The organism is Ensifer sp. Root423 (assembly GCF_001426275.1).
GTDB classification, from domain to species: domain Bacteria; phylum Pseudomonadota; class Alphaproteobacteria; order Rhizobiales; family Rhizobiaceae; genus Ensifer; species Ensifer adhaerens.
On the sequence record NZ_LMEG01000043.1, the window covers coordinates 302,623 to 327,727 of the forward strand.

A 25,105-nucleotide genomic window follows, 5' to 3' on the forward strand; every position below is an offset into this window, starting at 1 on the left:
CTCCGTATTTCCTCCGGGCCCCCCTCGGACCCGAGCTTGATTCTGCTCCCGTTTTGAGTCGTTGCAAAAAGCTTTTTTCGGATTGTATACAATCTCACCCTGGCGTGCATGGCCAGCCGCCGAAAGCTGCGCTGGCGCTTTATGCACCAAGCCGTTCGCGCTCTGCCAGCCGCCAGGCGCGGGGCGTCACGCCTGTCTGGCGCAGGAAAAAGCGGGAGAAATAGGCGGGGTCGGCGAAGCCGAGGCGGAAGCTGATTTCCTGGACGCTGGCGCGGGTGAAAACGAGTTCGCGCTTTGCTTCACCGACGAGCTTTCGCGAGATCATTTCGTGGGCGCTGAGGCCGGCGACGGCGCGCGTGATCCGGTTGAGATGGGTTTGCGACAGACCGAGTTCGCGGGCATAGGCGGCGGCCGGCCAATGCGAGCGGAGATGCTGCTGCAAAAGCGCCTGGAAGCGCTGGACCCGCCGCTCGTTTTCACTCTGGCTGCTGTCATCCCGGTCGTCGCTCGTCTCGTCGAGACGGGCCGTCAGCGTCAGCGCGGCGGTCAGGTAGGCGTCCAGAAGATCGGCGCGGTTGCCGCGGCTGGTTTCCCATTCCCTGGCAAGACGTGTGAGGGTTGCTGCGATGTAGGCAGCATCTTCGCCGCCGTCGAGCCGGATCAGGTGCGGGACGGCGAGCCAGGCGCCAAGGCGGCTGCGCTCGCCGGGCGTTGTCTTCAAGTGCGAAGCAAGGATGGTGAAGACGAAGCCGTCGATGTCGCGCGAGAAGCGGAAGCCGTGGCTGAGCGCCGGCGGAACGGTAATGACCATCGGCGGTTCGATCATGTTGACCGCATTGCCAAAGACCGCATCGCCGGAGCCGCCGGCAATGTACAAGATCTGAAAGAAGCTCTCGTGCCGGTGCAGCCCGATCTCCCAGTGGTAGAGGCTGCTTCTTGACGGAATAGTCTCGCAATGCAGCCAGAAATCCGGCCGTTCTCCGGTCTTTTCGCCGTAGAGTTCGTAGGTCGGAACCGTCTTCCTCATGCAGCACATCCTGAAGCCATGTTCGATTTGTGCAATTTCATGGCGGATTTGTCCATTGAGAGCGAAGCCGGCCCGGCGCAGATTTTGCCAAAAGACAATTCTGACAAAGAGCAATTCCGGAGGAGAGCATGCGCACCAAGGTGGTCATCATCGGGTCGGGCCCGTCAGGGCTTTTGCTCGGGCAATTGCTGACGGAAGCGGGCATCGACAATGTCATTGTCGACCGTGTCAGCAAGGACTACATCCTCGGGCGCGTGCGCGCCGGCGTGCTGGAGGAAGGCACGGTCGGCCTGATGGATCGCGCTCAAGCCGGGGCGCGCATGCATCAGGAGGGCCTGCCGCATGACGGCTTCTCGCTCGCCTTCGATGGCCGCGATCACCGCATCGATCTCAGGCAACTGACCGGGGGCAAGCGCGTCATGGTTTATGGCCAGACGGAGCTGACGCGCGACTTGATGGAGCATCGCGAGCGCTCAGGGGCTGTCACGATCTACGAGGCGGCCAATGTCCAACCGCATGATTTCGACGGTCATCTGCCCTATGTGACCTTCGAGAAGGATGGCACGGCGCAGCGCATCGACTGCGACTTCATCGCCGGCTGCGACGGCTTTCACGGGATCAGCCGCAAGTCGGTACCGGAAAAGGCGCTCAAGACCTTCGAGAAGGTCTATCCCTTCGGCTGGCTGGGCATTCTCGCCGACGTGCCGCCGGTCGACCACGAACTGATCTATGCCAACCATCCGCGCGGTTTCGCGCTTTGCTCGATGCGTTCGACGACGCGCAGCCGCTACTACATCCAGTGCGCGGTGAGCGAAAAGATCGAGGATTGGTCCGACACGCGCTTCTGGGACGAACTTCGCCGGCGGCTGCCGTCTCATCATGCCGAAGCAATGGTAACGGGACCGTCCTTTGAAAAATCAATCGCGCCGCTGCGCTCTTTCGTTGCCGAGCCGATGCGTTTCGGCCGGCTGTTCCTGGTCGGCGATGCCGCCCATATCGTGCCGCCAACCGGCGCGAAGGGTCTGAACCTTGCCGCCAGCGACGTGCATTATCTCTTCGAGGGGCTGCTCGAACACTACCAGGATCGCTCGAATGCCGGCATCGACGCCTATTCGGCGCGGGCGCTGGCGCGCGTGTGGAAGGCCGTGCGCTTCTCCTGGTGGATGACGACGATGCTGCACCGTTTTCCGGATACCGGCGATTTCGACCAGCGCATCCAGGAAGCCGAACTCGACTACCTCACCCATTCGGTGGCGGCAGAAACGGCGCTGGCGGAGAACTATGTCGGCTTGCCTTACTGAGCGGCGGCGGTGCGGTCGGCCCATTCGCCTCTAAGCATGCCATAGATCGCTGTGTCCCACCTGGCATCTCCGACCTTGGCGGAGGAGCGTCTGACGCCTTCCTCGTAAAAGCCGAGGCTTCGGTAGGTGCGGATCGCCGCCTCGTTGAACGTGTAGACGTTGAGCTCCAGCCGCTCGAAGGCGGGGTCGGCGAAAAAGCGGCGGGTGACTTCGCTGAGGAAAGGCTGGGCGAGGCCCTGGCCGCGCATGCGTGGATTGATGGCAACCCGGGCGAGGCGGCCGACGCCGTTTGCCCAGTCGAGCGCTACCTGCGCATGGCCGGCGAGCTTGCCGTCGGCGACGCCTGCAAACATCAAGCGCTCAGGTTCGGCACCCTTGGTTCCGGCGAGCATCGCTTCGAGCTGTGCCGCTTGCAGCGGAAAGGAGAGGCCGGGGCCGCCCCATTGCACCAGCGCCTCCAGGCTTGAAAACCAGTCGAGCATCTCGGGGATATGCGCTTCGGAAAATGCGTCAACAAGGAGGGGAGCGGTCGGCATGGTTCACCATTTTGTCGGGGTCGCAAATCTCGGCTGTGGGGCGGGGCTTGTAAAGCCGCGAAATCCCACGGGCCGCCGACAGGGCCTCAGTTCGCTTCCATCGCCAGCCGCATATCCTGCACCGTGGCGCGGGTCGCCTCGACATAGGCGTCGACCAGGTGGCGGTTTCTCGTTTCGCGGAGCCAGCAGAGGCTGAGATCCGACGCAATGCTGGGGAGAAACGGCTTGATTGTCAGCCGGTCGCGCTGGCCAAAGGCGAACACCGGATCGACGATGGCGATCCCCAGTCCGTTGGCGACCATTTCGCATACCGCCGGCGCAAGGGTCGCATCCATGATGTAGTTCAACCGCGTGCCATAGACATCGAGCGTGCTTTCGATCTTTTGCCGGATGCGGTTGTCCGCGGCAAAGCCGATATAGGGCTCGCCGTGGATATCGGCGGGCACGATCTCCTGTTTCGCAGCGAAGCGATGGTCGCGCGGCGCAATGCAGACGAGGTCTCCGCCGCGCAAGGGAACGCACTCGATGTAGGGGTTGTCCGTATTGCGGTTGATGAGGCCGATATCGACCTGCTTGGAAAGCAGCCACTCGACGATGAACTGCGAACTGCGGATCACCACCGAGATGTAGGCGTCGCCGTGCCCCGCAAGAAAGCGCTTGTTGGTGTCGCTGATGAAGAGGCCGGAAAGCGCCGGCATCACACCGACCGAGATCTGCCCCAGTTCCTCGCGCCGGATCAGGTCGACGGCGCGCTCGATCTGCTTGATGCCGGCGAAGACACGATCGATCTCCTTGTAGAGCCGCATGCCATGCTCTGAAGGAATGAGCCGCCCCTTGATGCGGTCGAAGAGTTCAAGCTCCGTATCTTCTTCCAGATGCGCCAGGAGCTTGCTCACGGCGGGTTGCGAGATATGCAGCACTTCCGCGGCACGGCTGACCGTGCCGCATTCGATCACGGCTTTAAGAGCCTCGATTTGTCGCAGGTTCGGTGCGCGCTTCATTTCATAACTTCATTCGGGGCAAACTTGCCCATACCCTAGCTTTGTGCGCGGAGGTTGACAATCCGGCCGACCAAGACCCCCGCAAAATATCGCCGTTTGCCGTGCCGGCTTAAATTCTGGGCTATAACCTTTTGGAATGGATGCAGGCTCAAAAACAATTAGACGGACCAAATTTGCTGCGCCAATCTTTATGCAGGCTGCAACTGGATCGATCCGGCTGCGCGATCGGCGACGGGATCAGAAGCGCGTATGCGCGCTCTGGCGCCATCAAGTCACGCTGGGAGGCGAGAGGAGAAACAAATGATTATCGGGCAGAAGATCAATCGCAGGAACGCGCTCAAGCTGTTGGGGGCAGGCGGTGCAACGGTGCTCACCGCGCCTTACCTCATCCGGTCGGCGCGTGCTGAGAGCTCGGTTCTCAACATCACCACCTATGACAAGTTCCTGCCGCAGGATTTCATCGAGCAGTTCCAGAAGGACACAGGCATCGAGGTTCGCATCCGCCTGACGGACGACCAGGGCAAGCAGTACAATCTCTTGACGGCGGAAGGCGCAAACCCGACCACGGACATCGTGACGGTCGCCGGCCATCGCTACGGCCAGTTCATCGGTTCGAAACTGGTGCAGGCGCTGGATACGGCAAAGCTGCGTAACTGGTCGAACCTCAACCCCGCCTATCAGGACGCCGCCTGGGCGCGCTTCGAGGGCAACCTTTGGGGATTGCCGATCCTTGCCGGCTACGAAGGCCTCGTGCGCAACACCGACTACGTGTCGGAGGCCGACAGCTGGGGCATCATGTTCGACGAGAAGTACGAAGGCCTGACCGCCTATATGGCGGGCGACTTCATGTCGATCACCATGAAGTATCTGGGCCATGACGGCGACTTCGTCACCTACACCGACAAGGTCGAGGAGGCCCAGAAGGCCGCCAGCCAAGCGCGCGACCACCTGATCAAGCACAAGCACATGGTTCGCAAATACTACGATGCGGCCAGCGAAGTGCAGCAGATGTTCATCAACGAGGACATCCATCTGGCGCAGGCCTGGTCGGGCCCGGCCGCCAAGCTGATCATGGACGGCGTGCCGGTCAAGCTGTCGGTTCCGAAGGAAGGCACCTACGGCTTCTGCTACACGCTGAACATCGTCAACAACGCGCCGAACGCCGAGAACGCCTACAAGCTGTTCGACGCGATCCTGGCGAACCCCGAGGTCGGGGCGGCGATGACGCGCACCTCCGGCTTCAGCTCGACGATATCGGGTGTCGACAAGCTGCTCGACGAGAGGGAGCGGCTGGCATCGACCCTGCCGCAGGACGAGCTCGAGCGCGTCACCTTCTTCAGCTCGCTCAACCGCTCGATGAAGAACGAGATCATCGATCGCGCCGTCGCCGAACTGAAAGCGGCCTAAGCAATCGCATTGCGATGACTGACTGACTGACCTCGCCGTGGCGGCGGGGTCAGAACGGTGACGCATGTTCTGCCAACGCCCGTCGGGTCGCGGACAAGCTTTGGGATAATTCAATGGCCGTGGGAACACATGCGGCAGGTGGCGGTCTCCCCGTCCGTGCTGCGCACATGAAATACTCGACCGGTGTCGCGAGGGTGATCAACTCACTGCTCTATCGCTACACCTTGGGCGCCGTTGCCGAGTGGCGATACGGACGCATCCTGCTTTTGGCCGGCGTGCCGGTCGTCTGGATGCTGATGATGCATATCGGCCCCATCTACGAGATGCTGCGCATCAGCCTCCTGTCCAGCTATCCGCCGCAGCCGGGCGTCGAGGCCGAATTCACGTTCGACAACTACGCGCTCTTCTTCAGTGAAAAGCTCTACTGGATGCCGCTGCTGCGCAGCTTCATCTATGCCTCCATCGCAACCGCCGTCACCCTGGTCGTGGTCTATCCGGTTGCCTATTACGTGGCGAAGGTGGTTGCGACCGGCAACAGGTCACGGGCGCTGCTCCTGCTCTTGGCCCCGTTCTGGGCCGGTGAAATCATCCGTATCTTCTCGGTCATCATGCTTCTCGCCAATCGCGGTGCCGTTAACGTGCTGCTCAGGGAAATCGGGCTGACCGAGCGTCCGATCCAGATGCTCTACACCTCGTTTTCGATCAGCTTCGGCCTCGTCTACATGGTCTGCCTTTACATGCTGCTGCCGCTCTATTCGGCGATCGAGAAGATCCCGAAGTCGCTGCTCGATGCCTCAGCCGATCTCGGGGCAGGGCCGTTCACCCGCTTTCGCCGCATCATCCTGCCGCTTTCGCGCGACGGCATCGTGTCGGGATGCTCGCTGGTCTTTCTCACCTGCATGGGCGTGTTTGCCGCTCCCATTCTGCTCGGCGGGCCGACCACCAGCATGTTCTCCGAAACGATCAGCAGCTTCTTCCACGGCGCCAGCAGCCGTTGGCCGGCCGGTGCCGCCTTCGCGATGATCATGCTTGCCGCATCCCTCGTCACCGTCGGTCTGTTCATGCGGGTCGTCGGCGGCTCGAAGCAAAGGACATTCTGATGCGCGCCCTGTTTCACGATTGGCCCGGGCTGGCCCTCAAGTCCTTCTACTGGCTGTTTGTCCTGTACCTGTTTCTGCCGTTGTCGCTGATGGTGGCGGTCAGCTTCAAGGACGCGAGCTTCATTTCGTTTCCGCTCGGAAACCTGACGATCGACTGGTACGCCAAGGTCATAAAGGACAAGCAGTTCCTGGACGCCTGCCTCTATACAATCATGATCGCCGCGGCGACGACGGCCATTGCAACGGTGATCGGTGTCTGGATCGCGATGCTGATCGGGTCGCTGCGCGGGGCCGCTCAATACGTGGCCTTTGCGGTGGCCTGCCTGCCGGCCGTGGTGCCGGGCATGATCTCGGCGATTTCGCTGCGCATCTTCATCACCACCATCGATCTGCCGACGGGCACGGTCGCCATCATCCTCGGCCACGTCGTCCACGCCGTGCCTTTCGTGGTGGTCATGGTGCTGACGCGGCTGCGCTCGATGCCGGGCAATCTGGTCGATGCCGCGCGCGATCTCGGTGCCGACAGTATCGTAACCTTCTTCCGCGTCACGCTTCCCTATCTGGGACCGGCCATCTTCGGCGGCATGATCTTCTGCCTGCTGCTGTCGAGCGACGACTTCGTCCGCACCTTCTTCCTCGGCGGCTATCGCCCGACGCTGCCGATGCTGATCTTCGCTCGGGTGCAGTCCGGCATGTCTCCGGAGATCAACGTCATGGCGACGCTCGTCCTGGTCGTGACCGCCGTGGTCGGGCTCTACGCAGAATATCTCACACGTCGTTCGAGGATCCGCTGATGCAACCGGTTGTTCAGTTCGAAAATATCCGCAAGAGCTTCGGCAGCTTTGTCGCCGTCGATAATCTCAATCTCAACATCGAGCGCGGCAAGTTCGTCACCCTGCTCGGCCCCTCCGGCTGCGGCAAGTCGACAACGCTACGCATGCTGGGCGGGTTCGAAACGCCGACGGAGGGCCGCATCCTGCTCTCCGGCCGCGACGTGACAATGGTTCCGCCGAACCGGCGCAACGTCAACATCGTGTTCCAGGATTACGCGCTGTTCCCGCACATGTCGGTCGCGAAGAACATCGCCTTCGGCCTGGAGTTGAAGGGTGTCGACAACCGCCAGATCCAGCGGCGCGTATCGGAGCTTCTGGAACTCGTGCAGCTGCAGGATTTTGCCGGACGTCTTCCGTCCGAGCTGTCGGGCGGCCAGCGTCAGCGCGTCGCGCTGATGCGCGCCTTGGCGCCCGATCCCGACGTTCTGCTTCTGGACGAGCCGCTTTCCGCCCTCGACGCCAAGCTTCGCCAGACGATGCAGATCGAGCTCAAGGCGATCCAGGAACAGACCGGCAAGACCTTCATGTTCGTGACCCACGACCAGGAAGAGGCGCTCACCATGTCGGATACGATCGTGGTCATGAACAATGGCCGGATCGAGCAGATGGGCGATCCGGCGACCCTCTACAAGCGCCCCGGCTCCGCCTTCGTGGCGACCTTCCTCGGCGAAACCAATCTGTTGCATTCCGACGTCGTCGGTACTGACGCCGGCGAAGCGGCGGTGCGGTGGAACGGCATGACGATCAAGGCGTCCGCCGGCGCGCTCTCGCCCAAGGCCGGCGACGCGATCTACGTCGTCCTGCGGCCGGAAGCGATCCAATGCTCGGCGCAGGAACCGGGTGTCGCCAACCGGATCCGTGGACGGATCCGCCAGCGGGTTTTCAAGGGCAACCACACATCGCTCAAGGTCGAGATCGGCGAGGGGCATCTGCTCAACGCGCTCGTTCATCCGAGCGAGGTGGAAGGCCTAAGCCGCGACGACATCTGGGTCGGCTGGTCGTCCGAAGCGACCACGCTCATCCCCGCCCGAAACGCGGCTTAGCCGCAACACCTCGACAGCGGGCGCCCCGGCTGCGCCCGTCACCCGATATCAATGAAAGTGGAAAACGACATGCGCGTAGGTATCGCAGGTGCTGGCTCTATTGCCTTTGGCACCGCTGCACTTCTTGAAAAACTGGGACACAAGGCAACGCTCTGGTCGCCGTCCGGCACCGGCACTGTGGCACTCGCAGAGGGAGGGCGCCTCACGGCCGAGGGCGCCATCGAAGGCACCTTCCTTCCGGCCGTTGCCAAGCGTGCGGAAGATCTCGTCCACGATACCGATGCGATCCTCATCGCGCTGCCGGCCTATGGTCACCGCTTCGTGCTGGACGCAATCGCGCCGCATCTGACTGCCGGTCAAGTGGTGATCTTCAGCTCGCATACCTCGTTCGGAGCGCTTTATCTCTCGTCGCTTCTGGCAGCACGCGGCATCACCTTGCCGATCGTTGCCTGGGGCACGACGATCGTCAGCGGCCGGAAGCTCGGCCCTGCGCTGGTGCAGGTGAACACCATCCGCAAGCAGGTCGATCTCGCGACCGTTCCGGCATCGGAAAGTGCGCGCGGCCATGCGGTCTGCACGGCACTCTTCGGCGAACATTTTGTCGATCGCGGCAGCCTTCTGGCGATCGCGCTTTCAAACCTCAATCCGCAAAACCACCTCGGGATCGCGCTCGGCAACATGTCGCGCATGGAGCGCGGCGAGACCTGGGTTCAGGCCCAGAACGTCACCCCCAATATCGGTCGTCTCCTGGAGACACTCGACCTCGAACGCCTGGCTGTCGCCGAGAAGCTGCAGCTGAAGGTGCGCGACATTTTTCAGCATTTCCACCTGTCGTTCCATGTGCCGGTCAGCACGATCTCGCAGATGAACCAGGAAATGCATGAGGCCGGACATAACGGCACGGGTCCTGCGACGGCCGACAGCCGCTACGTGACGGAGGATGTTCCCTTCGGTCTGGTCGTGACGGCGCAGCTCGCGCGCCTTGCCGGATGCCCGGCAGACCTGCACGAGGCCGGTATCCGCATCTTCTCGGCCATGTACGGCCGGGACTTCGAAGGCGAGAACGACCTCCTTCCGGAACTGGGCCTCGAGCGACTGGATCTCGAAGGTCTCGATGCCCTGTGCCGCACCGGGTTTCCGCCTGTTGCTGCCGCCGATCGAGCCGAGGGACGTGCCTGAATGAGCGACCGCTACCTCACCCATCTCCGTTTAGAACTCGAGGGCCTGAAGACGGCCGGGTTGTACAAGTCGGAGCGTGTGATCACCTCGAAGCAGGCGGGTGAGATCGAAGTCGCCTCGGGCGAGCGGGTGCTCAACTTCTGCGCCAACAACTATCTCGGCCTTGCCGATAACGCGGAGCTGGCCGAGGCCGGCAAACAGGCGCTCGACCGCTACGGTTACGGCATGGCCTCGGTGCGCTTCATCTGCGGCACGCAGGAGGAGCATAAACAGCTGGAGGCACGCATTTCGTCCTTCCTCGGCCTGGAAGACACCATCCTCTATTCCTCCTGCTTCGACGCCAATGGCGGCCTGTTCGAGACGCTGCTCGGCGAAGAGGATGCGATCATCTCCGATGCGCTCAACCACGCCTCGATCATCGACGGCGTGCGGCTGTCGAAGGCCAGGCGCTTCCGCTATGCCAACAACGACATGGCGGCGCTGGAGGAGGAACTGAAGAAGGCCGAGGGCAGCCGCTTCAAGCTGATCGCCACCGATGGCGTGTTTTCGATGGACGGCATCATCGCCAATCTCGGTGGCGTCTGCGACCTCGCCGACAAATATGGCGCCATGGTCATGGTCGACGACAGCCATGCGGTCGGTTTCGTCGGGAAGAATGGCCGTGGCTCGGCCGAACATTGTGGCGTCGAGGGCCGGATCGACATCATCACCGGCACGCTCGGCAAGGCGCTCGGCGGTGCCTCGGGCGGCTACACCGCGGCCAAGGCCGAAGTGGTCGACTGGCTCAGGCAGCGCTCGCGCCCTTACCTGTTTTCCAACACCCTGGCGCCGGTGATTGCCGCCGCCTCGCTGAAGGTGTTCGACCTGATCGACAACGGCGATGCCTTGCGCGAACGGCTCTATGCCAATGCGAGCCTGTTTCGCACCGAGATGTCGAAGCTCGGCTTCACGCTGGCCGGCGAGGGCCACCCGATCATCCCGGTGATGCTCGGTGATGCCGCACTCGCCCAGGAGATGGCGGCGCGCATGCTGAAGAAGGGCGTCTATGTCATCGGCTTCTCCTTCCCGGTGGTGCCGAAGGGCCAGGCGCGCATCCGCACGCAGATGTCGGCAGCGCATAGTGAAGCGGACGTCCGGCGGGCAATCGCCGCCTTCGAAGAGGTCGGCCGCGACCTCGGYGTGATCTGAGGGAGAGACTGATGACGAACATGATGAAGGCGCTGGTGAAGTCGAAGCCGGAAGAGGGCCTCTGGATGGAGCGCGTGCCGGTGCCGGAGCGAGGGCCACCCGATCATCCCGGTGATGCTCGGTGATGCCGCACTCGCCCAGGAGATGGCGGCGCGCATGCTGAAGAAGGGCGTCTATGTCATCGGCTTCTCCTTCCCGGTGGTGCCGAAGGGCCAGGCGCGCATCCGCACGCAGATGTCGGCAGCGCATAGTGAAGCGGATGTCCGCCGGGCAATCGCCGCCTTCGAAGAGGTCGGCCGCGACCTCGGCGTGATCTGAGGGAGAGACTGATGACGAACATGATGAAGGCGCTGGTGAAGTCGAAGCCGGAAGAGGGCCTCTGGATGGAGCGCGTGCCGGTGCCGGAGATCGGCCCGAACGACGTGCTGATCAAGGTGAAGAAATCGGCGATCTGCGGCACCGACGTGCACATCTGGAACTGGGACCAGTGGGCGCCGGTGCCGGAGATCGGCCCGAACGACGTGCTGATCAAGGTGAAGAAATCGGCGATCTGCGGCACCGACGTGCACATCTGGAACTGGGACCAGTGGGCGCAAAAGACCATTCCGGTGCCGATGGTCGTTGGTCACGAGTTCATGGGCGAGATCGCCGAGGTCGGCTCGGCCGTCACCAAGTACCATGTCGGCGAGCGGGTCTCGGGCGAGGGCCACATCGTCTGCGGCAAGTGCCGCAACTGCCGGGCCGGCCGCGGGCATCTGTGCCGCAACACGCTCGGCGTCGGCGTCAACCGGCCRGGTTCGTTCGGCGAGTTCGTCTGCCTGCCGGAGTATAACGTCGTGCCGATCCCGGAGGATGTGCCCGACGAGATCGCGGCGATCTTCGATCCGTTCGGCAATGCGGTGCACACAGCACTCTCCTTCGATCTCGTCGGCGAGGACGTGCTGGTGACCGGCGCCGGGCCGATCGGCATCATGGGGGCGCTGGTCGCCAAGCGTTCGGGCGCGCGCAAGGTGGTGATCACCGACATCAACCCGACGCGGCTGGCGCTCGCGAAAAGCGTCGGCATCGACCATGTCGTCGATGCCTCGAAGGAAAACCTTGCCGACGTGATGAAGGCGATCGGCATGACCGAAGGTTTTGACGTCGGGCTNCAAAAGCGTCGGCATCGACCATGTCGTCGATGCCTCGAAGGAAAACCTTGCCGACGTGATGAAGGCGATCGGCATGACCGAAGGTTTTGACGTCGGGCTGGAAATGTCGGGAGCGGCCCCTGCCTTCCGCGACATGATCGACAAGATGAACAATGGCGGCAAGATCGCCATCCTCGGCATCGCGCCGGCCGGCTTCGAGATCGACTGGAACAAGGTGATCTTCAAGATGCTCAACCTCAAGGGCATCTATGGCCGCGAGATGTTCGAGACCTGGTACAAGATGATCGCCTTCGTGCAGGGCGGCCTCGACCTTGCCCCCGTCATCACCCACCGCATCAAGATCGACGAGTTCCGCGACGGCTTTCAGGCCATGCGCTCCGGCAATTCCGGAAAAGTCGTCATGGACTGGTAAGGCCGCAAGGGCCGGCCCGATCCGGCCCGGTCGACCCCATCCGAGAAAAATTGTCTTTTGTCACTAGAACTAAGAATGCGTTTTATGCACTATTGATCGTCCACCATGCAAGGAGCGCATGATAGCCGATGGAAGTACGCGATCTCGAGGCCTTTCTCGCCGTTATGTCGACGGGCAGCATCACAGGTGCCGCCCGCCTGCTCGACCGCTCGCAGTCGCAGGTGACGCGCCTGATCCAGGACCTGGAGACGTCGCTCGGCTTTGCGCTGTTCGAGCGGAATGGCCCGAGGATCGCGCCGACCGACAAGGGCATTGCCTTCCATGAGGATGCCGAGCGTTTCGTCAGCGGCATCGGGCACCTGCGCAATCGCGCCAAGGCAATCGCCGGCAAGGAACCCGAGCCGATCGAGATCGCCGCAACGCCGGCCTTTGCCAGCGGCATCATCCCGATCGCGCTTGCCGAACTGCCGGAGCATCTGCTGCCCCACACGATCAATCTGCGCAGCATGCCGGCCGAGGCCGCCGTGCAGTCGGTGTTTGCGCGGACGGCGGATTTCTGCGTGACGTCGCTGCCGGCCGATCAGCCCGGCCTGGACGTTCAGGGTTTTTTCGAAGGGCGCTGCGTCGCCGCGGTTGCGCCGCACGATCCGCTGGCTGCGAAAGACGTGATCTCGATCGCCGATCTGGCCGGGCGCACGCTGGTCACCATGTCCAATCCGTTTCGGCTGCGCCATAGCGTTGATGAAGTGCTCAATGCGGCCGGCGTGCGGCCCAATCGCATTATCGCGACCAACGCGGCCAATAACGCCGTGCAGGTCGCATCGCTCGGCCTTGGCGTGGCGATCATCGAGCCGGCGACGGCCTACGGTCTGCAATCGGCGCCCATCGTCATTCGGCCTCTCGATGTCGAGATCCCCTTCCTATGGGCGATCCTGTCAGCCGGCTCGCGCCCGCTCTCGGCCGGCGTTCGGGAACTCATTCAACGGATAGCGCGGATCGCTTCGGAGCGGATGCCGGATCTGACAGTGCATGATCCCAAGCAGATGGCGCGTATCGCCGAAAGGAGCTTTGCCGGCAGGAACGCCGGCAATGGTGCGCTGCCGGACAACCCGGCGGCGAAATAAAGGGGAGCAAAAAGCTCTGAACGCCCACACGAGAATTGAGCCTGCCAAAATGAGGAGAACGAGATGAACAATTTTGATGTCACCCGCCGATCGGCAATGAAGCTGTTGGCGGCCGGCGCCGGTGTGCTCGCAGCGCCTTCGATCATCCGCCCGGCCTTCGCACAGAGCAAGGTCGTCAACATCACGACCTATGACAAGTTCGTACCGCAGTCCTTCATCGATCAGTTCCAGAAGGATACCGGCATCGAGGTGCGAATCCGGCTGACCGACGACCAGGGAAAGCAGTACAACCTTTTGACCGCCGAAGGGGCTGCACCTTCCACCGACATCGTCACCGTGACCGGCCACCGCCTGTCGCAGTTCATGAAATCGAATCTGCTCTCGTCGCTCGACACCGCGCGCCTGAAGAACTGGGGCAAGCTCGCCGCCGCCTACAAGGGCGCGCCGCAACTGACCGTCGACGGCAAGACCTTCGGCGTGCCGCTGCTTGCCGGCTTCGAGGGCCTGGTGCGCAACACCGAATACGCCAAGGCTTCCGACAGCTGGGCGATCATGTTCGATGACGAGAACAAGAACCTGACGTCCTACATCGTCAGCGACTTCCTCTCGATCGTCATGCGCTACCAGGGCAACGACGGCGACTATGTGACCTACGGCGACAAGCCCGAAGTCGCACAGGCCGCAACGAACCAGGCCCGCGATTTCCTCATCCAGCACAAGGACAAGGTGCGCAAGTACTACGATGCCGGCTCCGAGCTGCAGCAGATGTTGGTCAACGAGGACATCTACCTGGCGCAGGCCTGGTCCGGTCCGGCCGCCAAGCTCATCATGGACGGCCATCCGATCGAGATTTCGGTGCCGAAGGAAGGGACATTCGGCTTCCTCTACTCCTTCAACATCGTCAACAACGCGCCGAACGCGGACGCGGCCTACACCTTCCTCGACGCCATCCTGTCCTCGCCGGAGATTGGTGCTGCGATGACCCGCCAGTCCGGCTTCTCGTCGGCCTTCGACGGCGTCGACAAGGTGCTGGACGAGAAGGAGCGTGCCGCGCTGTCGCTGCCGCCCGAGCAGGTCGAACGCATCCAGTTCTTCAGCTCCGTCAACCGCGACATGAAGAACGAGATGATCGACAAGGCAACGGCCGAGATCAAGTCGGCCTGACCTATCAAAATCCGGGCGATCGGCTGAGGCCGGTCGCCCGTCATAAAATGGACTCTTCCAGAGCCGGGAACAAAGACAATGCTGGATACGACAACACAACCGCCATCCGTCGGTTTGTCGACGGTGCCGCGCTATGCCGGATGGATCGGCAAGGCGGCACGTTCGGGGCTTTATCGCCATACGATCGGCCTGCTCGTCGAAAGCCGGCGCGTGCGTCTCGCCGTGCTGGCAGGCGTGCCGCTTTTCTGGATCGCCATGTTGCATATCGGGCCGATCCTGCAGATGGCCAATATCAGCCTACTTGCCAACTATCCGCCGCAGCCGGACAAGAGCAGCGAATACACGCTGGCCAACTACGCGCTGTTCTTCTCCGATCGGCTCTATTTCCTGCCCTTTGTCCGCAGCCTGATCTTTGCCGCCGTGGTCACGATCTCGACACTGGTGATCGTCTATCCCGTGGCCTACTACGTCGCAAAGATTGTGCAGCCGAAGAACCGGATGCGGGCCCTGTTGCTGCTGCTCATCCCCTTCTGGGCCGGTGAGCTGATCCGCACCTTCTCGGTCATCATGCTGCTCGCCAACCGCGGGGCGCTGAACGTGCTCTTGCGGGAATTCGGCTTCATCGACCGGCCGATCCCGATGCTCTACACCTTCTTTTCGCTGAGCTTCGGCGTCATCTATCTGTTGGCGCTCTACATGCTCCTGCCGCTCTATTCGGCGATCGAGAAGATCCCGACGCCGCTGATCCAGGCGGCAGCCGATCTTGGGGCTGGGCCGTGGCAGCGGTTTCGCCGGGTCATCCTGCCGCTATCGAAGGACGGCATCGTCTCGGGCTGCAGCCTCGTCTACCTGACGGCTGTCGGTGTCTTCGCTGCGCCGCTGCTGCTTGGCGGCCCGAATTCAGTGATTTTCCCTGAAGTTATCGCGACGCTGTTTCACGGCTCAAACGACAAATGGCCGGAAGGTGCTGCCTTCTCGATGATCATGCTTGTCGTGTCCTTGACGACCGTCGGGCTCTTCATGCGGGTCGTCGGCGGTCGCTCCGTCCGGCTGATGTGAGGGCGAACGATGCGAACCTATTTCAACGACCTTCCGAAAACCGCGCTCGGTGCTTCCTACTGGATCTTTGCCGTCTATCTGGTCCTGCCGCTGGCGCTGATGACGGCGATGAGCTTCAAGGACGCGAACTTTATCGCCTTCCCGATCGGCAACTGGACGCTGTCCTGGTACGGCAAGGTGATCCAGGACAAGCAGTTCCTCGAAGCCTCGCTCTATTCGATCGGCATTGCGCTCGCGACCACCGTTTCGGCGACGATCATCGGCGTCTGGATCGCACTTCTCGTTTCGGCGGAAAACATCTGGGGCAAGGCAGTGATCTTCGCGCTCGCCTGTCTTCCGGCCGTGGTGCCGGGGCTGATCAACGCGATCTCGATGCGCATCTTCATCCGCGCCGTCGACATTCCGACCGGAACCTTCGCGATCATCCTTGCGCATACGGTTCATGCCGTGCCCTTCGTCGTCATCATGGTTCTGACCCGGCTGCGGTCGATGCCGGCCAATCTGGTGGATGCGGCGCGCGATCTCGGCGCCGATCCCTTCATCGCCTTCCTGCGCGTCACCATCCCCTATCTGATGCCGGCGCTCTTCGGCGGCATGATCTTCTGCGTGTTGACCAGCATCGACGACTTCGTCCGCACCTTCTTCCTCGGCGGCTACCAGCCGACCCTGCCCATGCTGATCTTCGCCAAGGTGCAAGGTGGTATGTCGCCGGAAATCAACGCCATGGCGACCATCGTGCTCGTCGTCACCACCGCCATCGGCCTTTATGCCGAGCATTTCACCCGCCGATCGAGGAGCTGACGCAAATGCAGCCTGTCGTCCATTTCAAGAACGTCAACAAGTCCTATGGGGCGCTGACCGCCGTCGATGATCTCGATCTTGCGATCGCGCCCGGCCAGTTCGTCACGCTGCTTGGCCCATCCGGCTGCGGCAAGTCGACGACGCTGCGCATGCTCGGTGGCTTCGACAGCCCGACGTCGGGGGAAATCTACCTCGAGGGCAAGCCGATCTCGCACCTGCCGCCGAACAAGCGCAACGTCAACATCGTCTTCCAGGACTACGCGCTCTTTCCGCATTTGACGGTCGGCCGCAACATCGCCTTCGGCCTGGAATTGAAGGGCATGGAGAGCGCCGCGATCCACAGACGGGTCAGCGATCTCCTCGCCCTCGTCTCCCTTCAGGATCACGCCGAACGCATGCCGGCACAGCTTTCCGGCGGACAGCGCCAGCGCGTGGCGCTGATGCGGGCGCTGGCTCCGGATCCGAACGTGCTGCTCCTCGACGAGCCGCTGTCGGCGCTCGACGCGAAGCTGCGCCAGCAGATGCAGATCGAGCTGAAGTCGATCCAAAAGAAGACCGGCAAGACCTTCATCTTCGTCACCCACGACCAGGAGGAAGCGCTCACCATGTCCGACGTCATCGTCGTGATGAACAAGGGCAGGATCGAGCAGATGGGAGGACCGGACGAGCTCTACGCCCGGCCACGCAGCCGCTTCGTTGCAAACTTTATCGGCCAGAGCAATTTCCTCGAAGGCACGGTTGCTTCGGTCTCCGGCGAGATCGCTGCCGTCGAGTGGCGCGGCAACATCGTGCATGCGGATGTGAACGGCACCTCGCCGATACCGGGAGACCACGCCACCGTGGCGCTGCGACCGGAGGCGGTTTTCTGCCTGTCGCGCAAGCCGGAAGACCGGCCGTCGCTCAAAGGGCGCATCGATCAGCGCGTCTTCAAGGGGGCTCACACGTCGCTGACCGTCAAGCTCGACAACGGCAGCACGCTCGAGGCGCAGATCGATCCGGTGGCGCTTTCGCACATCGAAGGGGACGACGTCTGGGTGGGGTGGCGCGACCGCGATGCCGTCCTTTTGGCGAAGTGAAGGGAGATCTGGGATGACCGACAGTCAAAAGCAGCAACGGCTTGCCGCGCTCAATGCGCGGGTAAGACAGGACCTGAGCTACCTCAACTATCCGCCGGCCAACTGGTCGAAGCCGGTGACGACTGCGGCGGGCGATGACGTCAGCGATGTGATCGTGATCGGCGGCGGCATGTGCGGGCTCGTTGCCTGGCATGCCTTGACGCGTGCCGGCATTGCCAATCTGCGCATCGTCGACCGCGCTCCGAAGGGTTTCGAGGGCCCTTGGGTCACCTATGCGCGCATGGAGACGCTGCGCTCGCCGAAGATCCTCCTCGGCCCGGCACTGGGCGTTGCGTCACTCAGCTTCCGCGCCTGGTTCACGGCGCTTCATGGTGAAGCGGAATGGGAGGAGCTGTTTCGCATCCCGCGGCCTATGTGGATGGATTACCTGCGCTGGTATCGCGATGTCATGGACATTCCGGTCGAAAACGACACGCATGTCACCCGCGTCGTGCCGCGCCCCGATGGACTGCTGGAACTTGAAATCGCCGGCGGCGCAAAACCGTCGATCATCACCCGCAAGCTGGTGATGGCGACGGGCCGCGATGGGCTCGGCGAGCCGACCATTCCGGATTTCGTCAAGGGCATGGCGCGGCACAAGTCCTGGGCGCACTCGGCCGACGAGATCGAATTCGATCGCCTGAAGGGCAAGCGCGTCGTCGTCATCGGTGTCGGTGCTTCGGCGGTCGACAATGCCGCCGAGGCACTGGAGCAAGGGGCAGGGGAGGTGCGGCTTCTCGCCCGCCGCAAGGAAATGCCGACGGTCAACAAGCTGATGGGTATCGGCTCTTATGGTGTAACCGCAGGCTTTGCCGAGATCTCGCCGGAATGGCGTTGGCGGCTGATGGATTATGCGGCCAAGCAGCAGACGCCGGCGCCGCACAATTCGACGCTGCGCGTCAGCCGGCACCCGAACGCTCACTTCCACTTCGACTGCGGCATCCGGTCGATGAGGGAAGAGGGCGGCGAGGTCGTTATCACCACCACCGGCGGGCGCATCTTCCGCACCGACTTCGTCATCCTCGGCACTGGGTTCTCGATCGATCCGCTGAGCCGCAGCGAGCTTGCCCCCTATCAGGACCAGATCGCCTGCTGGGATGACCGCTACGCGCCGCCACCGGGCGAAGAGAACCCCGGGCTCGGGCGCTTCCCCTGGCTGAACGGAGACTTCTCCTTCACCGAGAAGGAGCCGGGAACAGCCCCCTGGCTGAAGGACATCCACTGCTTCAACTACGGCGCCTCCGTCAGCGTCGGCAAGGTCAGCGGCGACATCCCCGCCATCAGCGAGGGCGCTCTGTGGCTGGCGCGCGGGGTCGCGGCTTCGCTCTTCATTCGGGATGTCGACTACCATTGGGAAGCGCTAATCGCCTACGAAAAGCCGGAGCTCGACGGGACCGAATGGGTGGATGCCGACGCGCCGACGCCGGCGCAGAAGACGGCCTGAACCTCCCGCGTTTCAGATGACAGGAAAACCAATGACCTCTCCATCGACAACTGACGTAATTGACACCGTGCTCGGGCTCGATCGCTTTCCCGACCTGCAGGCGCTGCGCGAACAGCGGGCGAAGCTGAAGCAGTTGAGCCAGACGAGCTATCAGGCTGCCCTTCGCCCAGCCGATCCGCGCAACTTCTCCTATGCGCTCCGAGCAGCCCTTGCTGCGCGCATGGCGGCACTCTGGAAGTCGCAGGAGCTTTCCGCGCATTTCCGGGCGCTGCTCGAACGCGAGGACGAGGGCTCCGCGTTGGCGTCTATTGCCGATCCTGGCAACGGCATCGAAGACCCCCGCCTTCAGGCGATCCTCGCCCATGTCGATCTCGTCACGCTTTCGCCGAAGGAGGCGACGCGCACCAACATCGAAAAGCTCGCCGCCGCAGGTCTCGACGACCGGGACATTGTCACGCTCGCCGGCCTGATCGCCTTCGTGAACTATCAGGTGCTGGTTACGGCCGGCCTCAAGATGCTGAGGGACAACTGAGATGTCGCAAGCCGTGCACGAATTCACCGTCGAAGCGCTCGACTGGAAGCCCTATGTCAAGCCGGTCGATGTTGAGACAGCCACACCCGAACAGCTCGACGCGCTGAAGATCACGCCGTCCAACAAGAAGATTTCGGACTATGTACTGGTTCTCGCCAACGAGCCGGAAACCCTGAAGGAGCGCACGCCGCTCTTCAACGACATCATGTATAGCGAGGGCGGGCTGTCGCGCGGTGGCCGGGAGATCGGCGCGCTTGCCGCATCCTTCGTCAACCGCTGCATCTATTGCGCCTCGGTTCATGCGGCGCGCTACATCCAGCTCGAAAAGCGGCCGGAGGTGGTGGACGAGATCTATGACAGCGGCCTTGACGCGAACCTGCCGGAATTCGAGCAGGCGCTGTTCAATTTCGGCGTCGACCTGACGGCGCATCCCGACAATGTCGGCGCCTACCAGTTCTACCATCTGCGCGAGATCGGCCTCGACGACCTGCAGATCCTCGACCTTATCCACGCGGTTGCAATCTTCGGCTGGGCCAATCGGCTGATGCATACGCTCGGCGAACCACACCGGCTGGATTGAGTGAAACACGCTTCCGATCACGCTGCGGTCACGGTCCGTCCCTTCGACATCGCGCATCGCGACGTGCTTCGCATCGCGTTGCCGATGATGATCGCCTATCTGTCGAGCCCGCTTGTCGGGCTCGTCGCAACCGGCGTCATCGGCCAGTTGCGCGACGAGACCCTGATCGGCGGCGTGGCGCTTTCGACCGTCATCTTCGACGTCATCTTCGTCACCTTCAACTTCCTGCGAGGGGCGACCACGGGCTTTACGGCCCAGGCGCTCGGCGCCGGTGACCGGCGTGAAGAGCAGCGCATGCTCGCAAGCGGCCTCATCATCGCGATCGTGGCGGGGCTGGCACTGCTTTTACTTCAAAAGCCGATCGGCGCGCTTGGCCTTGCCGCCATGGGCGCGGAAGGCAAGGTCGCCGAAGCGGCCGCCACCTATTTCGCCTGGCGGGTCTGGTCGGCGCCCTTCGTCCTCTTCAATTTCGTGGTTTTCGGCTGGATCATCGGGCGTGGCGATGCGCTCTGGGGCATGATCCTGCAAACCTTGCTCAATGCGCTGAACGCCGGCTTGAGCGTGCACTGGGTCCTCGGTCTCGGCTGGGGTGTGGCGGGCGTTGCTGCCGCGTCTCTCGTTGCCGAAGCCGTCACGGCACTGGCGGGGCTCTACCTCATCTGGGCAAAGACCGACCGGAGCGCGTGGAACCTGCCGGATCTGACGGCGTTCCGCCGCGCTTTTTCGGTCAACGGCGACATGATGATCCGCTCCTTCGCGCTTCTGATCGGGCTTTCCTTCTTCACCCGCCAAAGCGGCATGCTCGGCATCGAAGTCCTTGCGGCCAATACGATCCTGCTGCGCTTCTATTTCTTCGGCGTCGCCTTTCTCGACGGGGTGGCAACGGCGGCGGAGCAACTGGCCGGACGAGCCGTCGGCGCGCGCTACCGGCCGGCGTTCGACCGTGCTGTTGGTTTGACCACGGTATGGGGCTTCGTCTTTGCCGGGCTCGTCGCGCTCTGTCTCTTTGTGGCCGGCGACTGGGTGATCGGCATCACCGCCCCGTCGGAAAGCGTGTCAGCACTTGCACACGCGTACCTGCCCTATGTTGCCGCCCTTCCGATCTTCGGTATCGTCGCCTTCCAGATGGATGGCGTCTATATCGGCGCCACCTGGTCGCGGCAGATGCGAAATCTGATGGTCGCCTCGCTGGTGATCTACTTTGCCGCCTGGGCGATCCTGCAGCCGGTCTTCGGCAATGACGGACTGTGGATCGCGCTGATCCTGTTCCAAAGCGCCCGCAGCGTCGCCTTCCGGCTCATGCTGCCGCGGCTCGCCGACCGCACATTTTCGACCGTGCGCCAATGACCGGGCCCTGACGTTCGGCTATACCCAGTCTCGGGTCGACGGCAACAGGGGCAGGGCCAGCGGATTGTTGCGATCCCCGGCAACCTGCTCGGCCAGGAGAAGTGCTGTCGTCGGCCCCAGGGTGAAGCCCTGGTGCCCATGGCCGAAATGGAACCACAGGCCCTTGTGACGACTGGGCCCGACGACGGGAAGCATATCGGGCATGCAGGGACGGGTACCCGACCATGGCGCTGCTTCGATGGGGTCGCGGAGTGCAAAGAGCGTTCGTGCGGCGCTGACAGCGTGTCGTATCTGTCGGGATGCCGGGGCGGTGCCGAGCGGCGCCAGGTGCGCGCCGGTCAAAACCCGCCACCCCGCGTTCATCGGGGCGATCAAGGCGGAGCTGTCGATGTCCAGCATCGAAATGCGTGGGCCTTCCTTGCCGCCAAAGTGCCAGTGGTAGCCGCGCTTGAACACCATGGGGACACGATAGCCAAACCGCGCCAAAAGCATCGGCGACCACGGCCCCAGGGCGACGACCGCGTTTTCAGCCGTGAGATTGCCACCCTCCGACAGGACCCGCCAGCCCGCGCCGGTCTGCTGCAGGGACATGGCATCGCCCTGGGCGACCTTGCCGCCGCGGGCGACGAAGAGCGCGGCGTAGCGCGAGACCAGGTCGCCCGGATCACGGCAGGTCCAGGGTGAGGTCCAATGGACTGCGCCCGCCAGCCGGCTTTTGAGCGCAGGCTCGCTTGCCGCAAGCTCGTCGGAGGTAAGCACGTCCGACGGCACGCCGTATTCCCGTTTCAGACGCTCGGCGGTCGCGACAGCCGCATCGAGCTTTCCTGGCGAACGGTAGACTGCGCGCCAGCCCTCGCGAACGATCAGGTCGCCGGCATTGGCGGGTTCGATGAAGCGCGCATGATCGTCGCTCGCCCGCAGCGCCAGCTTCGAGTAGGCCGCGACGGTTCTCGCATAAGTCGCCGGCGCCGATTGCGTGAAATAGCGCCAGAGCGGTCCGGCCAGCCGCGGCAAGTCGCCGAGCCGCCAGTCCGTATCGTTGCCGCGCTTCAATCCGACCCTGACGATCTCGGCAAGCGAGCGAGGAAAAGCATAGGGTTCGACGGCCTCGGTCTGGATGATGCCGGCATTGCCGTAGCTGGTTTCCCGGCCCGGTGCCTTGCGGTCGATAAGCACCACCTGGTGCCCGGTTTCCTGCAAAGCGAGCGCTGTGGAGACGCCGACCATGCCGGCGCCGAGGACGATAGAGGTGGTCATGGATTGGTTCCGCGGAAATGCTTCGTTAGAAGGTGAGGCGGGAATTGTAGCCGACCACGAATTGGATGAAACGCGAGACGTCGACCATGTCGTCGCCCTGGTAGCGGATCGTGTACCCGTCGGTGCGTTCGACGCCCTTGAGATAGGAAAGATATTCGGCCGGAAGGCGGTTGCGGAAGACGATCTCAAGGACGGGGTTCTCCAAATTGAACGGCTTTGCCGAACCGGCCCTCGACAATGCCTTCTTGACGCCCTCGCGGATGCGGCGATGGGCGACGGCGGGCGTCAATGTGATAGCCGATTGCGTGCTGTAGACTTGCTTGACCGGCACCGTCACGATGTCGCCGATCCGCTCCTTGATTTCGTCGAGGGCAACGTTGTCACCGGATGCGAGCAGCACCGGTACGCCAAAATGTCCGGCAATGGCGGCGTTGATCCCGGCCTCCGGCATGACGGTGCCGTTGATGCGCACTTCGGCAAAGGCGGTGCCGCCGATCGTGTGCGACAGCACGCCGCCCTTGTGGCTTGCGCCGGCATGGTAGCCGAGAAGCATCGCGCCGACGAAGGAGCCTAGCTCGACGCCCTGCATCATCATCAGCGGCCGCGGCCAGCTGCGCACGACCTGCACATAGTCCGGCAGGCGGTCGATCAGGATGCTCTCGCCATTTCCATGGGAATCGCTGAGGATGACCTCCTCGACGCCTTCCTCGTGCGCGGCTTCGCAGGCGTGAACCACGGTGTCCGTCATCCAGCGCCGGGCGTTCTCGTACTCGAAACCTTCGGGCATCAGCTGGTCGCGGCTCACGACCCCGACGATCCCTTCGATGTCAGCGGAAATATAGATGCGCATTCCTGCCTCCCCGGTCAGCCGCGCAAGGGCGCGGATAATGCATTTGACTTTCCGACGATAAACATAGTTTTATGATTAGAAAATATCTTTCTTGATAGGCGAGAGGCGAAAATGAAACTTTTCATCGCGGGGCTGGATACGGAGACCAACACCTTTTCGCCCATGCAGACCGGCATCGAGGCCTTCCGCGAGAACTTGATCGCCTATGGCGATGCCACCGGCAAGCCGCTCAACTGCTGCTCTTCGCAAATGTTCGTCTGGCGCAATGCCGCGCAAGAGAAAGGCTGGGATGTGGTGGAGAGCTTGTGCGCCGTGGCCGAGCCCGGCGGCAGGACCACGCGAGCGGTCTATGAGAGTTTCCGCGCCACCATTCTCGACGATCTCAAGGCCGCGATGCCCGTTGACGCCGTGATGCTCGCGCTGCACGGCGCCTGTGTGGCCGACGGCTACGACGATGTCGAAGGCGATCTGCTCGCGCATATCCGGCAGGTGGTGGGGCCGGATGTGCCGGTCGCAGCCGAACTCGACCTGCACTGCCATATCACCGAACGCATGCTGGCCAATGCGACCATGATCTCCACCTACAAGGAATATCCGCACACCGACATCGAGGAGGTTGCGGAGCAACTGTTCCGGCTGATGGAGCGCACACTTGCGGGCGAAGTGAAGCCGGCCATGGGCATGCATGACTGCCGCATGATCAACACCTTCCACCCGCATCGTGCACCATTGCGCGGCATCGTCGATCGCATGAAGGCGATGGAAGGGCAGGACGGTGTGCTCTCGGTCTCCTTCGGTCACGGCTTCCCCTGGGGCGATGTCGAGGATGTAGGTGCCAAGATGCTTGTTGTGACCGACAACGATCCGGAAAAAGCCGCGCGTGTCGCCCGGTCCTTCGCTCGCGAGATATTCGAGGCGCGTGAACAGATGCGGGGAGACTATCTCGGGATCGACGCGGCGCTGGACCGGGCCGTTGCCGCGACAAGCGGTCCGATCGTGCTTGCCGATGTTTCGGACAATGCCGGCGGAGGCGCGCCTGGAGACTCGACCTTCATCCTGCGTCGCATCATCGAGCGCGGTATCGAAGACGTGGCCTCCTGCCTCTATTGGGATCCGATTGCGGTTCGCATGTGCCGCGAGGCGGGGGAAGGGGCCACTTTGGCACTGAGGATCGGCGGCAAGGTCGGGCCTGCATCCGGCGACCCGCTTGACCTGACGGTGACGGTCAGGCGCGTCGCGTCCGGCATCACCCAGCGCTTCGGGCCGACGCCGCTTGCCATCGGCGATGCCGTGTGGGTGTCTTCCGGCAGCATCGACATCGTGATCAACACAGTGCGCACGCAGACCTTCCATCCGGAATGCATGACAGCGCTTGGCCTCGACCCCGCGCAAAAGAAGATCGTCGTGGTGAAATCCAGCAACCACTTCCGTGCCGGCTTCGAACCGATCGCGCGTGACATTCATTACGTCAGTGCGCCAGGCGCCTTGCAGCCGACATTCGAGGATCTGGCTTTCACCAAGCTGAAGCGCCCCTATTGGCCAAGGGTCGCCAACCCGTTCGCGGAGTAGGCGGGCTTCGAAACGCTGCAAGTGGTTGTGGGGCAGGGATTGCCGTCAACACGATGTTGCTTTCGGCCACGTATTATAGGAAATG

General features: G+C 62.8%; 23 protein-coding genes and 2 pseudogenes. 20 read left to right on the forward strand and 5 right to left on the reverse strand.

Annotated elements, in window-relative coordinates; translation table 11 throughout:
* Window positions 1-139: 139 nt before the first annotated feature.
* Window positions 140-1,027 carry a helix-turn-helix domain-containing protein gene (locus tag ASD01_RS26640; protein ID WP_060644720.1) on the reverse strand — a complete coding sequence of 296 codons (888 nt, stop codon included), beginning with the start codon at window positions 1,025-1,027 and terminating at the stop codon, window positions 140-142.
* A gap of 128 nt (window positions 1,028-1,155) precedes the next feature.
* Here ASD01_RS26640 and pobA point away from each other — a divergent pair, with 128 nt between their 5' ends.
* Window positions 1,156-2,328: a 4-hydroxybenzoate 3-monooxygenase gene (gene pobA, locus ASD01_RS26645; RefSeq protein WP_060522056.1), complete on the forward strand. Its 1,173-nt coding sequence runs from the start codon at window positions 1,156-1,158 to the stop codon at window positions 2,326-2,328.
* On the opposite strand, the gene ASD01_RS26650 is transcribed toward pobA, so the two are convergent.
* Both ASD01_RS26650 and ASD01_RS26655 read right to left on the reverse strand, forming a co-directional pair.
* Window positions 2,322-2,864: a GNAT family N-acetyltransferase gene (locus ASD01_RS26650; RefSeq protein ID WP_060522057.1), complete on the reverse strand. Its 543-nt coding sequence runs from the start codon at window positions 2,862-2,864 to the stop codon at window positions 2,322-2,324. The genes pobA and ASD01_RS26650 overlap by 7 nt on opposite strands.
* An 86-nt stretch (window positions 2,865-2,950) precedes the next feature.
* Window positions 2,951-3,865 carry a LysR substrate-binding domain-containing protein gene (locus ASD01_RS26655; RefSeq protein WP_034805874.1) on the reverse strand — a complete coding sequence of 305 codons (915 nt, stop codon included), beginning with the start codon at window positions 3,863-3,865 and terminating at the stop codon, window positions 2,951-2,953.
* Between the two features lie 300 nt (window positions 3,866-4,165).
* On the opposite strand from ASD01_RS26655, the gene ASD01_RS26660 reads away from it, so the two are divergent.
* The 18 genes and pseudogenes from ASD01_RS26660 (at window position 4,166) to ASD01_RS26745 (ending at window position 21,344) form a co-directional block, all read left to right on the forward strand.
* Window positions 4,166-5,272: an extracellular solute-binding protein gene (locus ASD01_RS26660; protein ID WP_060644721.1), complete on the forward strand. Its 1,107-nt coding sequence runs from the start codon at window positions 4,166-4,168 to the stop codon at window positions 5,270-5,272.
* Between the two features lie 113 nt (window positions 5,273-5,385).
* Window positions 5,386-6,372 (forward strand): ABC transporter permease, encoded by a 987-nt coding sequence (locus ASD01_RS26665; protein WP_156623706.1) that lies wholly within the window; start codon window positions 5,386-5,388, stop codon window positions 6,370-6,372.
* The gene (locus ASD01_RS26670; protein WP_034805885.1) at window positions 6,372-7,166 is read left to right on the forward strand and encodes an ABC transporter permease; all 795 of its coding nucleotides are present in this window, start codon (window positions 6,372-6,374) and stop codon (window positions 7,164-7,166) included. Before ASD01_RS26665 ends, ASD01_RS26670 begins: the two co-directional genes overlap by 1 nt.
* A complete protein-coding gene (locus ASD01_RS26675) occupies window positions 7,166-8,248 on the forward strand; it encodes an ABC transporter ATP-binding protein (RefSeq protein ID WP_060580985.1) in 1,083 nt (360 codons plus the stop codon). The genes ASD01_RS26670 and ASD01_RS26675 overlap by 1 nt, the downstream gene beginning before the upstream one ends.
* A gap of 69 nt (window positions 8,249-8,317) precedes the next feature.
* The gene (locus ASD01_RS26680) at window positions 8,318-9,427 is read left to right on the forward strand and encodes an NAD/NADP octopine/nopaline dehydrogenase family protein (RefSeq protein WP_176960305.1); all 1,110 of its coding nucleotides are present in this window, start codon (window positions 8,318-8,320) and stop codon (window positions 9,425-9,427) included.
* Complete coding sequence (locus tag ASD01_RS26685) at window positions 9,428-10,615, forward strand: glycine C-acetyltransferase (RefSeq protein ID WP_060644724.1); 1,188 nt, start codon at window positions 9,428-9,430, stop codon at window positions 10,613-10,615.
* Between the two features lie 90 nt (window positions 10,616-10,705).
* Window positions 10,706-10,933, forward strand: a pseudogene (locus ASD01_RS26690) (aminotransferase class I/II-fold pyridoxal phosphate-dependent enzyme); the annotation flags it as partial.
* 11 nt (window positions 10,934-10,944) lie between these two features.
* On the forward strand, window positions 10,945-11,765 hold an 821-nt coding region (locus ASD01_RS35025; RefSeq protein WP_244495309.1), incomplete at its 3' end, for an alcohol dehydrogenase catalytic domain-containing protein.
* A gap of 1 nt (window position 11,766) precedes the next feature.
* A pseudogene (locus tag ASD01_RS37000) lies at window positions 11,767-12,178 on the forward strand (zinc-binding dehydrogenase); the annotation flags it as partial.
* Window positions 12,179-12,306: 128 nt separating this feature from the next.
* Window positions 12,307-13,302: a LysR family transcriptional regulator gene (locus ASD01_RS26705; protein WP_060520883.1), complete on the forward strand. Its 996-nt coding sequence runs from the start codon at window positions 12,307-12,309 to the stop codon at window positions 13,300-13,302.
* Between the two features lie 63 nt (window positions 13,303-13,365).
* Entirely contained in the window at window positions 13,366-14,466 is a 1,101-nt protein-coding gene (locus ASD01_RS26710; RefSeq protein WP_060584579.1) for an extracellular solute-binding protein, read from the forward strand.
* A 78-nt stretch (window positions 14,467-14,544) separates the two neighbouring features.
* On the forward strand, window positions 14,545-15,525 hold the full coding sequence (locus ASD01_RS26715; RefSeq protein ID WP_060529775.1) for an ABC transporter permease: 981 nt from the start codon (window positions 14,545-14,547) through the stop codon (window positions 15,523-15,525).
* A gap of 9 nt (window positions 15,526-15,534) precedes the next feature.
* Entirely contained in the window at window positions 15,535-16,326 is a 792-nt protein-coding gene (locus ASD01_RS26720; RefSeq protein ID WP_060584577.1) for an ABC transporter permease, read from the forward strand.
* A gap of 5 nt (window positions 16,327-16,331) precedes the next feature.
* Window positions 16,332-17,402 (forward strand): ABC transporter ATP-binding protein, encoded by a 1,071-nt coding sequence (locus tag ASD01_RS26725; protein ID WP_034801840.1) that lies wholly within the window; start codon window positions 16,332-16,334, stop codon window positions 17,400-17,402.
* 13 nt (window positions 17,403-17,415) lie between these two features.
* Window positions 17,416-18,885, forward strand: coding sequence for an NAD(P)-binding domain-containing protein (locus ASD01_RS26730; RefSeq protein ID WP_060644729.1), 1,470 nt, complete (start codon window positions 17,416-17,418; stop codon window positions 18,883-18,885).
* A 31-nt stretch (window positions 18,886-18,916) separates the two neighbouring features.
* Window positions 18,917-19,417, forward strand: a complete 501-nt coding sequence (locus tag ASD01_RS26735; protein ID WP_060520885.1) for a CMD domain-containing protein — start codon at window positions 18,917-18,919, stop codon at window positions 19,415-19,417.
* Window position 19,418: 1 nt separating this feature from the next.
* On the forward strand, window positions 19,419-19,997 hold the full coding sequence (locus ASD01_RS26740; RefSeq protein ID WP_060644730.1) for a peroxidase-related enzyme: 579 nt from the start codon (window positions 19,419-19,421) through the stop codon (window positions 19,995-19,997).
* Complete coding sequence (locus ASD01_RS26745; RefSeq protein WP_060529779.1) at window positions 19,998-21,344, forward strand: MATE family efflux transporter; 1,347 nt, start codon at window positions 19,998-20,000, stop codon at window positions 21,342-21,344.
* An 18-nt stretch (window positions 21,345-21,362) separates the two neighbouring features.
* Here ASD01_RS26745 and ASD01_RS26750 read toward each other — a convergent pair whose 3' ends face one another.
* On the reverse strand, window positions 21,363-22,601 hold the full coding sequence (locus tag ASD01_RS26750; RefSeq protein WP_060644732.1) for an NAD(P)/FAD-dependent oxidoreductase: 1,239 nt from the start codon (window positions 22,599-22,601) through the stop codon (window positions 21,363-21,365).
* Window positions 22,602-22,626: 25 nt separating this feature from the next.
* Complete coding sequence (locus ASD01_RS26755; RefSeq protein WP_060644734.1) at window positions 22,627-23,451, reverse strand: M55 family metallopeptidase; 825 nt, start codon at window positions 23,449-23,451, stop codon at window positions 22,627-22,629.
* A 111-nt stretch (window positions 23,452-23,562) separates the two neighbouring features.
* Here ASD01_RS26755 and ASD01_RS26760 point away from each other — a divergent pair, with 111 nt between their 5' ends.
* Window positions 23,563-25,020 (forward strand): M81 family metallopeptidase, encoded by a 1,458-nt coding sequence (locus tag ASD01_RS26760; protein WP_060644735.1) that lies wholly within the window; start codon window positions 23,563-23,565, stop codon window positions 25,018-25,020.
* Window positions 25,021-25,105: the final 85 nt, after the last annotated feature.

Bases quoted from the DNA above. Each gene is read 5' to 3' on its own strand.
- ASD01_RS26730 (WP_060644729.1), top strand. From the start codon at position 17,416: ATGACCGACAGTCAAAAGCAGCAACGGCTTGCCGCGCTCAATGCGCGG.
- ASD01_RS26650 (WP_060522057.1), bottom strand. From the start codon at position 2,864: ATGCCGACCGCTCCCCTCCTTGTTGACGCATTTTCCGAAGCGCATATC.
- ASD01_RS26705 (WP_060520883.1), top strand. From the start codon at position 12,307: ATGGAAGTACGCGATCTCGAGGCCTTTCTCGCCGTTATGTCGACGGGC.
- ASD01_RS26710 (WP_060584579.1), top strand. From the start codon at position 13,366: ATGAACAATTTTGATGTCACCCGCCGATCGGCAATGAAGCTGTTGGCG.
- ASD01_RS26640 (WP_060644720.1), bottom strand. From the start codon at position 1,027: ATGAGGAAGACGGTTCCGACCTACGAACTCTACGGCGAAAAGACCGGA.
- ASD01_RS26675 (WP_060580985.1), top strand. From the start codon at position 7,166: ATGCAACCGGTTGTTCAGTTCGAAAATATCCGCAAGAGCTTCGGCAGC.
- ASD01_RS26715 (WP_060529775.1), top strand. From the start codon at position 14,545: ATGCTGGATACGACAACACAACCGCCATCCGTCGGTTTGTCGACGGTG.
- ASD01_RS26755 (WP_060644734.1), bottom strand. From the start codon at position 23,451: ATGCGCATCTATATTTCCGCTGACATCGAAGGGATCGTCGGGGTCGTG.
- ASD01_RS26660 (WP_060644721.1), top strand. From the start codon at position 4,166: ATGATTATCGGGCAGAAGATCAATCGCAGGAACGCGCTCAAGCTGTTG.
- ASD01_RS26680 (WP_176960305.1), top strand. From the start codon at position 8,318: ATGCGCGTAGGTATCGCAGGTGCTGGCTCTATTGCCTTTGGCACCGCT.
- ASD01_RS26655 (WP_034805874.1), bottom strand. From the start codon at position 3,865: ATGAAGCGCGCACCGAACCTGCGACAAATCGAGGCTCTTAAAGCCGTG.
- ASD01_RS26740 (WP_060644730.1), top strand. From the start codon at position 19,419: ATGTCGCAAGCCGTGCACGAATTCACCGTCGAAGCGCTCGACTGGAAG.
- ASD01_RS26725 (WP_034801840.1), top strand. From the start codon at position 16,332: ATGCAGCCTGTCGTCCATTTCAAGAACGTCAACAAGTCCTATGGGGCG.
- pobA (WP_060522056.1), top strand. From the start codon at position 1,156: ATGCGCACCAAGGTGGTCATCATCGGGTCGGGCCCGTCAGGGCTTTTG.
- ASD01_RS26750 (WP_060644732.1), bottom strand. From the start codon at position 22,601: ATGACCACCTCTATCGTCCTCGGCGCCGGCATGGTCGGCGTCTCCACA.
- ASD01_RS26760 (WP_060644735.1), top strand. From the start codon at position 23,563: ATGAAACTTTTCATCGCGGGGCTGGATACGGAGACCAACACCTTTTCG.
- ASD01_RS26665 (WP_156623706.1), top strand. From the start codon at position 5,386: ATGGCCGTGGGAACACATGCGGCAGGTGGCGGTCTCCCCGTCCGTGCT.
- ASD01_RS26720 (WP_060584577.1), top strand. From the start codon at position 15,535: ATGCGAACCTATTTCAACGACCTTCCGAAAACCGCGCTCGGTGCTTCC.
- ASD01_RS26670 (WP_034805885.1), top strand. From the start codon at position 6,372: ATGCGCGCCCTGTTTCACGATTGGCCCGGGCTGGCCCTCAAGTCCTTC.
- ASD01_RS26735 (WP_060520885.1), top strand. From the start codon at position 18,917: ATGACCTCTCCATCGACAACTGACGTAATTGACACCGTGCTCGGGCTC.